The sequence below is a fragment of the Caproicibacterium lactatifermentans genome (assembly GCF_013315815.1).
In the GTDB taxonomy this organism is placed as follows: domain Bacteria; phylum Bacillota; class Clostridia; order Oscillospirales; family Acutalibacteraceae; genus Caproicibacterium; species Caproicibacterium lactatifermentans.
Genome location: NZ_CP046051.1, coordinates 1,421,534 through 1,433,774, shown reverse-complemented (window position 1 = coordinate 1,433,774; position 12,241 = coordinate 1,421,534). Strand labels below are relative to the sequence as shown.

Below are 12,241 nucleotides of genomic sequence, written 5' to 3'. Positions count from 1 at the left end.
TTTTGCCAGTGTTTGTCCGGAGCATGAGAAGGGAGATAGGTTTGATGAACGAATTGAACATGTCGTCTTATATCCAGATCATGCAGGAAGGACTGATGGAGCATGATAAACAGGAGGCGGCAGGTGTATTTTTACTGAGTTCGATAAATGATCAGGATTATGTGGCTGAGAATGGTTACAGCACAACAATTCTGAGCTCGAAAAAGATCAGTAGGATTGTCAGCAGGGAGGACAACGTACCGGATGGAATTAAGCAGGCTTCTGCAAAGCAGAATGTCATAGACGATACGATCAAATATTTCAGGGATGTGGTAGCCAAGGATCTGAATCCGCACATGACTGATGACACCATTGATAAATTGGTGAAGGTCATCGAGGCAGACGACAACATTCCTGTTAGCAAAAAGAAAAAGCTCATCGCCTTCCATGAGAAAGGTGACGAGCCAGGATTCCTGGCAGAGGTTTTCCTTTATGCTGTCAACAAGCCGAATAAAAAGGTCGGCGCAGAGGTAGAGTATGCCGATGCACCATTACTTGCGGAAGCAAACTACGAATGCCCGCTATGCCATAAGAAACTCGTAGATACGATTAAAGGGAAGGCAATCAAGCGGTATACGATTACACAAATCTTCCCTGATGATTTAGACGAAGATACCGCTGCAGCATTTAAAGCATTGCATCCTGCTCCTGCACATCTTGATAAGCCGGAAAACCTGATAGCGTTGGATGATGACTGTTCAGAAAAATATTCCATCGATCCTACGGTTGAAGAGTACGGCCAGCTTTATGAAATAAAGAAGGAGTTATCTCAAAACTATAAGGCCAAGATGGAAGTAAACGGTGTCCAGCTTGAAGAAGATATCCGAACTGTACTTGATGCACTTAGCCAGATAAAGGATGCATCTGAGCTTGTTGAGCTCGAATACAATGCGCTCCGGATTGATGAAAAGTTCAAGCCAGAGAATTTCATCCTGAAGAATGAGACCCAGGTGCAGGTGGTTACATACTACCGGTATATAGAGAAGGTCTTTTCAAATTCGACATCAGATTTTGACACCATTGCGGCTGAGGTGAAAATCAGTTCTTCAAAGTTGGAAAAGGCGGGACTACCGCAGGCGGATGTTATTACCAATCTGTCAGAGTGGATTCGTAACAAAGCAGGATTAGGAACGGAAAGCATACTGGCGTGCAATATTGTCGTTGCTTTCTTTATACAGAATTGTGAGGTGTTCCATAATGAAGCTTCCTAGTAAAGTGACTCCATACAAAGAGAGCACCATCGCGAAATTTCCGGTCGTGCTGGAGCTTCTTGAGAAAAGTGATATGACGCCGCAAGAACTTTATGCAAAAGTTCGAAAAAGCAAGATTAAGGATATAAGCGAGTTCGTAGAAGTCCTCGATTGTCTTTATGCCATGAACAAAATAGAAATTGACGAGGAGGTGCTCCACTATGTTGGTTGAAATTCAATGCGACAAATTTCAAAAGAACGGAGAAATGCGAGCACCGATTCGCTTTCATAAAGGATTGAATGCTGTTCTCGGTGATGACAACGGCTCAAATTCAATAGGAAAATCGACATTCCTTATGATTCTCGATTTCGTTTTTGGCGGTGACGATTATGTGAAGAAGTGCACTGATGTCCAAGATAATGTGGGCGAGCACACGATTAATTTTACATTCCGATTTGATAACAAGGATTATCACTTCTCCAGAAACACGGTCAAATATAAGGAAATCGTGAAGTGTGATGCAAATTATCAACCATTGCCGGATGAAGAACCATTATCAGAAAAAGCCTATGGTGCATTCTTATGTGAAAAATATGGCTTGACTGCTGACGGGATTACGTGGCGCGGGGCTGTTGGTCGATTTATCAGAGTTTATAAAAGAGAAACACTGGATGAAGAAAGACCTCTTCAGGCGGCAAAGGACGAAAAAGTATCTGATGCGATTAAGAGCTATATGAAGCTTTTCGACAGATATGCTGCGGTAGAAGCACAGATCAAACAGGCTGCGGCTGCAGATGATGAAAAAGAAGCATTCCGAAAAACCACCCAGCAGTACAACCACGTCAGAGCCGCGAAAACCCCGAAGGAAAAAGAAGCAAATGAGCTCCGAATTGCTGAGCTTGAAGAACAAGAGAAGAAACTTGCCCAGGAAAATAATCAGGGTCTGCTCGACCTAGATAGTATGACGGCGCAGCATTTGTCTGACCTTCAGGAAAAACTCATCAATTATCGACGGCAAAAGGCGGCTGTTCAGACGCAGCTTAATGCCGTAAGGCGTGATATGACCGGTCAGAAGAAAGGGTTCAAGAGAACATTCTCGGCATTGGAGAAGTTCTTCCCGGCAGAGGATTTTAAGACTCTTGAAGATATAGAAAAATTCCATCAGAAGCTGTCGAAGATTCTGAATGACGAATTCCAGGAGACAGAAAAGGATCTCTCAACCACATATGTTCTTCTGAATAATGAGATCGTGAAGATTAAGGATGAGATAACCAAGACGAAAACCGTCCCAAATGTGTCGCAGGCAATCCTGAAGGAATATGCAAGAATCACTACAGAGCTGAATAATCTGCATGAAGCCAACGACAACTTTGATAAACTAGAACGTCTGAAGAAAGTGGCATCAGATTATGCTTGGACTCGCGATGAAGTCATCAACCAGCAGCTTATGCAGATAGAGAGTTCTGTAAATCAGAAGATGCGTGAAATAACGCTGGAAATACTGCATGACGAACGGCACATGCCACCGATACTGCGTCTGGAAAAGTTGAATAGGTATACATTCAAAACACCAAACGATGGAGGAACCGGTGCACAGTACCGGGGATTGATAACATTTGATCTGGCGAACATGGCGATAGCACCTGTTCCGTTTGTGGTTCATGATTCAGTTCTTCTCAAGAATATAGAGAAGCCTGTGTTCTCGGAAATAATCAAGGTTTACGAGAAGCAAAAGGAAAGCGGCAAACAGGTTTTTATGGCTTATGACACGTTGGATTCATATAGCAAAGAGACGCAACGTATTGTGAACGAGAACGCTGTGTTGGAACTATCGCCTGAAGGAAATGAGCTCTTCGGATGGGCTTGGAATAAGGAGAGGAATGATGGCACAGACGAGAAATAAGAAAGAACTTAAATCTGAATTCAGTTACAACCGCTTATGGAAGCTGCTTATTGATAGGGATATCAAGAAAAAGGAGCTTCAAAAAATGAGTGACGTAAGTGCCACTTCCATTGCGAAGATGGGCCGTTGCGAGAATGTCACAACAGATGTTCTTTTAAGAATCTGTGAGGCTCTCGACTGTCAGGCCGAGGACATCATGGAGCGTGTTGACAAAGAAAAATGATTCGGCTGTAAAGCCGTTTGGAGGAATAAAACGATGGATAACCAGGAATACAATTCGATAGTCAGCTTTATTTGGGGAATAGCTGATGACTGCCTGCGCGATGTGTATGTGCGCGGAAAGTATCGTGACGTTATTCTGCCTATGACTGTTATCAGAAGATTAGATGCCATGCTTGAGGATACAAAGCAGGATGTCCTTGCAATGAAGAAACAGCTCGATGCTGCAAAAATTGATAATCAGTGGCCAGCACTTTGCAATGCAGCAGGACAAGCCTTCTGTAATAATTCGCCATTCCTTCTAAAAGATCTGACCGCAAAGGGCAAGAAGCAGACATTGCGGGCTGACTTTACAGCTTACCTGGATGGTTTCTCTCCCAATGTTCAGGAAATCCTAGATAAGTTCAAATTCCGTGATCAGATTAAAACAATGGTCGATGCAGACATCCTCGGAGCAGTTATTGAGAAGTTCACATCCTCTGATATAAATCTCAGCCCTAACCCGGTGTATAAGGATGCTGAAAAAAAGATAGTGAAACTGCCAGGACTCGATAACCACGGTATGGGAACGATCTTCGAAGAACTCATTCGTCGCTTTAATGAAGAGAACAATGAGGAAGCTGGAGAACACTGGACTCCTCGAGATGTTGTTGAACTGATGGCTGATCTTGCCTTTTATCCGGTGGAGGACAAGATTCTGGATGCCTCGTACTCTTGCTATGACGGAGCATGCGGCACAGGCGGAATGCTCACCGTGGCACAGTCACGACTTCTGACGCTTGCGGGCCGCCGTGGCAAAAACGTATCCATTCACCTGTTCGGTCAGGAAATCAATCCAGAGACATACGCCATCTGCAAGGCAGACATGCTCCTGAAAGGTGATGGTGAAGAGGCGGAGCATATCGCTTATGGATCTACTCTGTCGCTTGACGCTAATCCGTCACGGCAGTTCGACTTCATGCTTTCCAATCCGCCATATGGAAAAAGCTGGAAAACAGACGCAGACAAGATGGGTGGCAAGAGTGAAATCCTCGACACTCGTTTCAATGCATATCTTCCCGGAGGAGAGGAACTGAAGATGATCCCGCGCACAAGCGACGGTCAGCTTCTCTTCCTGCTCAACAACGTATCCAAGATGAAAACCGATACGGAGCTCGGCAGCAGGATTATAGAAGTACATAACGGCTCCAGCCTGTTCACTGGTGACGCGGGCAGCGGCGAAAGCAACGCCCGCCGGTACATGATTGAGCGTGACCTTGTGGAGGCTATCATCGCCTTGCCGGACAACATGTTCTACAACACCGGAATTGGCACATATATCTGGGTACTTTCCAATAAGAAGGAAGAACGTCGCAAAGGCAAGATACAGCTCATTGACGCTACGAATATGAAGTCTTCGCTGCGCAAGAACATGGGCAACAAGAACTGCGAGTTCACGCCGGAGATTCGTAAGGAAATAGTGCGCATCTTCCTTGACATGGAGGAAAGCAACGTCAGCATGATCTTCGACAACAGCGAGTTCGGATACTGGAACGTTACAGTAGAGAGACCGCTCCGCCTGCGCGTATTCCCGGAACGGGAAATCCCGGAAGACACGTTCAAGAAGCAGCCAGAACTTGATTCTGTCCGTAAAGCTATCGCCAGTGTTTCGGCAGGCACGCCTCTCGACGACTGGGACACATTCGCCAAGGCCACCGGCCTCAAGAAAACGCAGCTTAAGAAGATCCGTCCTTTCATAACTGAGGTTGATCCTGACGCGAAGGAAGTCGAAGGCGAATCCGATCCAAACCTGCGCGACTCGGAAAATATCCCGTTCAACTACGAAGGCGGCATTGACGCGTTCATCGAAAAGGAAGTCAAACCCTATGCGCCGGACGCCTATGTCGACGAAAGTAAGACCAGAATCGGCTACGAGATCAGCTTCACGAAGTACTTCTACAAGCCGGTGCAACTCCGTGATATGAAAGACATCCTTGCCTCACTTGAAGAGCTCGAAAAGGAATCGGATGGCGTCATGGGTGAGATCATGGAGGGACTGGAGTAATGGTTGAATACACAGATGTTATTAACACAGATGTAGCATGGCTCCCGCAGATCCCAGCGCATTGGCAATTGCAAAAAATAGACGTCCTCTTCACAGAGCGGAAGACAAAAGTATCGGACCAGGATTACGCGCCACTGTCAGTAACGAAAAAAGGTATTCTTCCTCAACTTGAGCACGCCGCAAAATCAAATGACAGCGATAACCGCAAACTGGTGAAAGCTGGAGATTTTGTTATCAATGGCCGTTCAGATCGAAAAGGCTCCTGTGGTGTATCCAAACTAGACGGATCAGTTTCACTTATCAATCTTGTTCTGACACCACGAAGCAAGCTGAACAATGACTATGTACATTACCTGCTTCGCAACTATAGATTCTCGGAAGAATACTATAGGAATGGCAGAGGAATTGTTGCTGATCTTTGGACCACTCGCTACAGCGAGATGAGGACCATTCTCCTTCCTGTTCCTCCCCGCGCCGAGCAGGATCAGATTGTGCGGTTCCTCGACTGGAAGGTCTCCGAGATCAACAAACTGATCGGAATCCGTCGGAAAGAAATACAGGAATTCAATCAACTGAAGAACACGGTTATTACTAAAACTGTAACTACAGGACTAAAACGAGAAGAACTTTGTGGGACAGATAATAGCTACTATCGGATGATTCCAAAAGGATGGCGAATTACGAAAACACTCCGTGTCCTTTCACAACCGCTGACGGACGGCCCACATACAACTCCACAGTTATATGAGGAGGGTATCCCCTTTGTTTCTGCAGAAGCTGTTTCGTGTGGTAATGGAAAAATTGATTTTAATCATATTCGAGGATTTATTTCTCAGGACTTTTATGAAGAATGTTGTAAGAAATATGTGCCTAAGATTGATGATATATACATGATCAAATCTGGCGCGACTACTGGACGAGTATCAATTGTAGATACAGACAGAATATTTACTATATGGTCTCCACTTGCCGTTTTCCGTTGCAATCAAGAAGTGATGTTACCGCGTTTTCTCTTTTACGCTTTGCAGGCTTTGCCATATCAACAACAGGTGCAGGATGGTTGGTCATATGGTACTCAGCAAAACATCGGCATGAGAGTATTGGAACAGTTAAAACTTGCTTATCCTGATGTTACTGAGCAAGAGAAAATTGCTTGTTATTTGGACGATAAATGCGACATGCTTGATAAAGCTATTCAATTAGCAGAAAGCAAAATAAAAGCGCTTCAGGAGCTAAAGTCAACAATCATCTCGGATGCTGTCACCGGAAAAATCGATGTCCGCAATGTCACTATTCCCGAGTATGAACACGTGGATGACATCGTTGACGATGATTCGGAGAATAACGAAGGAACAGAGACCGACGGAGAGGAGGCTTGATCATGGCTTTTACGGATAAAACCGAGAGGGGATTTGAGACGATCATCGTGAACTGGCTCGTGGAGCAGAATGGCTACGAGCAGGGAACGAATGACGACTACAGTAAGGAATACGCCGTAGACGAAACCCGCCTCTTCCGGTTCCTGAATGATACGCAGCCGAGGGAAATGGCAAAGCTTGGTGTAAATAACAGCGATCAGAAGAAGCGGCAGTTCCTAAACCGCCTTTCCGGAGAGATTGCCAAGCGCGGCATTATTGATGTGTTGCGAAACGGTGTGAAAGCGTATCCGGCTGACCTCATCATGTTCTACTTCACGCCGACTGAGAACAACGAGAAGTCAAAGGAGATGTTCGAGAAGAACATCTTCAGCGTGACACGGCAGCTCCGGTACTCATCCGACGCGACAAAACTTGCACTTGACTTGTGCCTGTTTATCAACGGTCTGCCGGTCATCACAATCGAGCTCAAGAACCACTTCACCGGGCAGACTACGGCGGACGCTGTCGAGCAGTATAAGGAAGACCGTAGTCCGCGCGACACGTTGTTCTCGTTCAAGCGGTGCATGGTGCATTTCGCGGTGGACGATCAGAGCATAATGTTCTGCACGAAGCTCGCCGGGAAGGACAGCTGGTTCCTTCCATTCAACAAGGGCTATAACGATGGTACAGGCAATCCGCCGAACCCGGACGGCATCATGACAGACTATCTGTGGAAGGACATTCTGACAAAGTGGAAGCTCTCCCGCATTATCGAGAACTACGCACAGGTTGTTGTAGATGAAGATCCGGATACGAAGAAGAAAACGGTGAAGCAGATTTGGCCGCGCTATCATCAACTTGACTGCGTGGAGAAGCTCCTCGCGGACGTGAAGCAGAATGGTGTCGGCAAACGGTACCTCATCCAGCACAGCGCAGGCTCCGGAAAATCAAACTCTATCGCTTGGCTTGCTCATCAGCTGATCGGGCTTGAGCAGGACGGCCACCCGATGATCGACTCTGTAATTGTGGTTACCGACCGGCGGATTCTGGACAAACAGATCCGCGACACGATCAAGCAGTTCATGCAGGTAAAGAACACGGTCGTGTGGGCGCAGCATTCTGGCGACCTCAAAAAGGCAATTCAGGACGGTAAGCGGATTATTATTACGACGGTTGAGAAGTTTCCGTACATCTCGCAGGAAATCGGTCAGGAGCACATTCATAATAAATTCGCTATCATTATCGATGAGGCGCACTCCGGCCAGAGCGGGCGCAATTCCGCGAATATGAATCTGGCGCTTTCCGGCATGGCTTCTGATAATGAAATGGACAACGAGGACAAGATAAATGCCATCGTCGAAGGTCGGAAGCTCGTAAAGACCGCGAGCTATTTTGCGTTCACCGCGACTCCAAAGAACAAGACCGAGGAGGTTTTCGGAACGCCATATGAAGAGGATGGCGAAATCAAGCACAGGCCTTTCCATGTTTACACGATGAAGCAGGCCATTCAGGAAGGCTTCATTCTTGACGTACTGAAGAACTATACGACGATCGACAGCTGGTACAAGATTGCCAAGAAGGTCGAGGACGATCCAATGTTCGACAAAAAGCGCGCTCAGAAGAAGCTGCGTTCCTTTGTCGAGGGGAATCCGGATGTCATTGCCAAGAAGGCTGCTATGATGGTGGATCACTTCCACGAGCAGATCATTGCCAAGAAGAAGCTGAATGGGAAGTCCCGCGCAATGGTCGTGACTGCGAGCATCCCTCGCTGCATCGAGACCTACTATGCGATCAACAAGTGCCTAGCCGAACGACACAGCCCGTATAAGGCAATTATCGCTTTCTCCGGCGAGTGCAAGTACAACGGACAGGAGCCAGCTCTTACCTCCGCCGATATGAATGGATTCCCGGATGCTAAGATACCAAAGGAGTTCAAGAAGGACCCTTACAGGCTGCTTGTCGTTGCGGACATGTTCCAAACCGGATTCGATGAGCCGCTTTTGCAGACCATGTATGTGGACAAACCGCTCTACGATATTGCAGCGGTACAGACATTGTCCAGATTAAACAGGGCCTGCCCGGGCAAGGATGAGGTCTACGTGTTGGATTTTGCTAACAAGACTTCGACGATCGAGGAAGCATTTTCTAAGTTCTACAGGACAACGATTCTGTCCGGAGAGACTGATCCAAACAAGCTATATGACTTGATATCAATAATGGAAGGATATCAGGTTTATGACAAGGATGATGTTGAGCATGTGATTGACTTGTTCCTGAATGGTGCAGAGAGAGATAGACTTGATCCGCTGCTTGATCCGTGCGTGGCCACCTATAACGAACTCCAAACGGACGATCAGATCAAGTTCAAGAGCGCAGCAAAGTCATTTGTCCGTACATACGGTTTCCTTGGTTCCATTCTTCCCTATGGGAATGTGGACTGGGAAAAGCTGTCGATCTTCCTGAATCTGCTAATACCGAAACTTCCGTCACCTCGTGAGGATGATTTGTCAGAAGGCATTTTGCCTACGATCGATCTGGACAGTTATCGGAATGAGGCACAGGAGGCAGTGGCTATAAAGCTGGAGGATGAGGATGCAGAGATCGCACCGGTTCCGGCTGGGAAGGTAGGCCATATCGTCGAGCCCGAGATGGATCCATTGTCCCAGATTATCTCTGACTTCAACGACCTTTTCGGAAATATCAACTGGAATGATGCAGACAATGTGCAGAGACAGATTCTGGAAATTCCAGTCATGGTTTCACACGATGAGAAGTACCAGAATGCAATGAAAAACTCTGACGAGCAAGAGGCCCGCACAGAGAGTGAACGTGCATTACAGAAGGTTATCTTCTCGATTATGGCCGATAACATGGAGCTGTTTAAACAGTTTCAGGATAATCTTTCATTCAAAAAGTGGCTCACAAATATGGTCTTCAACCTAACATACAACAAGGAAGGCAAACCATATGAGGAGCCCAAAGAAACTTCTATGTTAAGAACTATGAAAGGAAATCCGTCTAATTACAAATATCCTATTCATAGTTCAACTACAGCACAGATGGTAGCGGAACAACATAAAACATTCGGTGAAACAAAGGATAAGGAAAAACGGTAATGCAGAAAATCAATAAAACCGATACCCTTAGGAAGGTGCTAGAAAAACAACGTTTTACGGTGGATTATTTCCAGCGTGAATATCGCTGGGGGCAGAAGCAAATTGAACAGATGCTCGATGATTTTCAGAGCACATTCGAGGAATTTTATGATCCGGAGAAACATGATACGCCGGAAGAGGTAGCTGGGTATGGCTACTACTATATGGGGTGCATCATCTGTACCGGTGATTCGGTGAAGAAAATTATAGACGGGCAGCAGCGGCTTACTTCGTTAACGCTTCTGCTGATTTACTTGAATCATCTTCAGAAGAAAAATGTGAAGAACGAAGATGACCAGGTTCCGCTCGATGACATGATTTATTCGAAGCAGTTCAGCAAGAAGAGCTTCAATATTGACGTCGCTGACAGAACAGACTGTATGCGGGCACTGCTGAACGAGGATTCCACCTATGTTCCAACGAACGAGAGCTCAGAGAATATGCTTGTCCGCTATTCAGATATAGAGGATTACTTTCCTGATAAACTTAAGGGTGAGGCGTTACCGTTCTTCATTAACTGGGTGGTAGAGAAGGTTTTGCTGCTGGAAATAGATACACCCTCTGAAGACGAAGCACACACTATTTTCCTGACCATGAACGACAGAGGACTTAGCCTGAACAGTGCTGAAATGATGAAGGCATACATTATTCAGCAGGTCGCCGAGCAGGATCGGTTAGAAGCAAATCATAAGTGGCAGGAGAATATTAATAAAATCAAGAATGCTTCTTCCTATGACACAAGTGGCGTGGTTAATACCCAGGATGTAGAGTTTATCTCCATATGGCTGCGTGCCAAGTATGCCAATTCTATGCGTGACACGAAACGTGGCGCGAAGGATGAGGACTATGAACTTCTCGGTGATAAATTTCACACATGGGTACGAAACAATGCTCATGCCAAGATGGACCTTATCAAGCCGAAGGACTACAAAGAATTTGTACTCACTGAGATGACGAGAGTTACAGACCTGTATCTTCGTATGAAGAAGTATGGAACGAAACTTACGCCAGGATATGAAGAGGTCTTTTACAACGCAAATCGTGACCTTACATACCAGACAATGTTTGCTATTGCTGCTATTAGGAATGATGATCCGGAGGATATTGTAGAAAAGAAAATTCAGATGACGGCAAAATTTGTAGATGACTTTGCCACCATACGAATTCTGAATTTTAAGAAGGTCAACTGGAACACGAATAAATACCTCTTGTTCCATGTGATGCAGGATATTCGCAATGCCGACTGTAAGACAATCGGTATGGTTTATGTGCGGACATTGCGTCGTATGGATGTTTCGATTGAAGGAATAACTCGATTCAGTTTGAACCAGTTCTCTGGCCGGTACATGCTGCATATCCTTGCCCGTTTTACATCGTATGTAAATGTATTGATGGGCAACCCGTCACATTTCGAGGAATATGTTGACCGTAAGCGCCAGGGAAACACCTACGATATTGAGCATATTCTTCCGGACAAATACGAGGATTACAAAGACAGCTTCAAAGACTATGACGATTTTGAAGCTACTAGGAATCAAATCGGCAATCTGATCCTTCTTACGAGGGATAAGAACAGAAGCTACCAGGCGATGAAGTATACGGAGAAGGTACAGAAATACGCTGGTGATAATATTCTCGCGCAGGCACTGAATGATACGGCTTATACGAATAATCCGCAGTTTCTCCTTGTTGCAAATGAGTATGGTTTTCATGCCATTTCTGATTTTGAAAAACAAAGCATTGCAGATCGGGCAGAAATCTACCTGAAGATGGCCAGTGACATTTGGAATCCGGATGCAATTAAGCAGCTTGCTGGTGGCTGGTCGGATGATGAAGAAAAGGACTTTTTCAAGAATGAGAAGGGCCGTGATTTCACGGTCGGTTATGCGGACCGAAGCTGGCCAGACGCTTTAAAGTATGGATTCCTTTCCGCAAATCTAGGCGGCAGCGGAAAGTCAATCTATAACGTTCAAGTTGGAGATACTGTGTACTGCCATATTGCGGGCTCAGGTTTTGTCGGAATTGGCGAATGCACATCGACCGCCGTGCCAATGAAGAACTTTGTGGTGCAAGTCGACGGCAAGCCTACACCTATAGCGGATGCTCCTTGGGTATCTGAAGAAGCAAAACAAAAACTTGATTCAAACAAAGAGGTGTTTATTGGCGTTGATTGGAAGAAGTATGTAACTGATCCATCTGAGGGATACTGGGAAAAGGGCATGACCACAGTCCCTCTCGTGGCGTATATGCTTAATGATAAGACAACACACCAGAAGGTAAGAGAACATTTCGGGTATTCCAATGATGCGGAATAAACGATTTAACGAATTAA

The 12,241-nt window shown here is 45.8% G+C and carries 8 protein-coding genes; all 8 read left to right on the top strand.

The features are described 5' to 3' along the window. The first annotated feature begins 44 nt into the window (after window positions 1–44). The 8 genes from GJQ69_RS06985 to GJQ69_RS06950 are packed head-to-tail and all read left to right on the top strand — an operon-like array spanning window position 45 to window position 12,224. Window positions 45–1,250 carry an ABC-three component system protein gene (locus tag GJQ69_RS06985; protein WP_174193353.1) on the top strand — a complete coding sequence of 402 codons (1,206 nt, stop codon included), beginning with the start codon at window positions 45–47 and terminating at the stop codon, window positions 1,248–1,250. Further along, window positions 1,237–1,461: an ABC-three component system middle component 7 gene (locus GJQ69_RS06980; RefSeq protein WP_174193352.1), complete on the top strand. Its 225-nt coding sequence runs from the start codon at window positions 1,237–1,239 to the stop codon at window positions 1,459–1,461. Before GJQ69_RS06985 ends, GJQ69_RS06980 begins: the two co-directional genes overlap by 14 nt. Further along, window positions 1,451–3,133, top strand: coding sequence for a DUF2326 domain-containing protein (locus tag GJQ69_RS06975; RefSeq protein ID WP_174193351.1), 1,683 nt, complete (start codon window positions 1,451–1,453; stop codon window positions 3,131–3,133). Before GJQ69_RS06980 ends, GJQ69_RS06975 begins: the two co-directional genes overlap by 11 nt. Beyond that, on the top strand, window positions 3,114–3,356 hold the full coding sequence (locus tag GJQ69_RS06970; protein ID WP_174193350.1) for a helix-turn-helix domain-containing protein: 243 nt from the start codon (window positions 3,114–3,116) through the stop codon (window positions 3,354–3,356). Before GJQ69_RS06975 ends, GJQ69_RS06970 begins: the two co-directional genes overlap by 20 nt. A gap of 33 nt (window positions 3,357–3,389) precedes the next feature. Next, window positions 3,390–5,396, top strand: a complete 2,007-nt coding sequence (locus GJQ69_RS06965; protein WP_174193349.1) for a type I restriction-modification system subunit M — start codon at window positions 3,390–3,392, stop codon at window positions 5,394–5,396. Then, the gene (locus GJQ69_RS06960; protein WP_174193347.1) at window positions 5,396–6,775 is read left to right on the top strand and encodes a restriction endonuclease subunit S; all 1,380 of its coding nucleotides are present in this window, start codon (window positions 5,396–5,398) and stop codon (window positions 6,773–6,775) included. Before GJQ69_RS06965 ends, GJQ69_RS06960 begins: the two co-directional genes overlap by 1 nt. 2 nt (window positions 6,776–6,777) lie before the next feature. Next, a complete protein-coding gene (locus GJQ69_RS06955; RefSeq protein WP_174193345.1) occupies window positions 6,778–9,870 on the top strand; it encodes a type I restriction endonuclease subunit R in 3,093 nt (1,030 codons plus the stop codon). Further along, a complete protein-coding gene (locus GJQ69_RS06950; protein WP_174193343.1) occupies window positions 9,870–12,224 on the top strand; it encodes a DUF262 domain-containing protein in 2,355 nt (784 codons plus the stop codon). The genes GJQ69_RS06955 and GJQ69_RS06950 overlap by 1 nt, the downstream gene beginning before the upstream one ends. The last annotated feature ends 17 nt before the right edge of the window (window positions 12,225–12,241 follow it).

Excerpts from the sequence above, each read along its gene's own strand:
- GJQ69_RS06970 (WP_174193350.1), top strand. The coding sequence starts at position 3,114 with ATGGCACAGACGAGAAATAAGAAAGAACTTAAATCTGAATTCAGTTAC.
- GJQ69_RS06955 (WP_174193345.1), top strand. The coding sequence starts at position 6,778 with ATGGCTTTTACGGATAAAACCGAGAGGGGATTTGAGACGATCATCGTG.
- GJQ69_RS06950 (WP_174193343.1), top strand. The coding sequence starts at position 9,870 with ATGCAGAAAATCAATAAAACCGATACCCTTAGGAAGGTGCTAGAAAAA.
- GJQ69_RS06960 (WP_174193347.1), top strand. The coding sequence starts at position 5,396 with ATGGTTGAATACACAGATGTTATTAACACAGATGTAGCATGGCTCCCG.
- GJQ69_RS06980 (WP_174193352.1), top strand. The coding sequence starts at position 1,237 with ATGAAGCTTCCTAGTAAAGTGACTCCATACAAAGAGAGCACCATCGCG.
- GJQ69_RS06975 (WP_174193351.1), top strand. The coding sequence starts at position 1,451 with ATGTTGGTTGAAATTCAATGCGACAAATTTCAAAAGAACGGAGAAATG.
- GJQ69_RS06985 (WP_174193353.1), top strand. The coding sequence starts at position 45 with ATGAACGAATTGAACATGTCGTCTTATATCCAGATCATGCAGGAAGGA.
- GJQ69_RS06965 (WP_174193349.1), top strand. The coding sequence starts at position 3,390 with ATGGATAACCAGGAATACAATTCGATAGTCAGCTTTATTTGGGGAATA.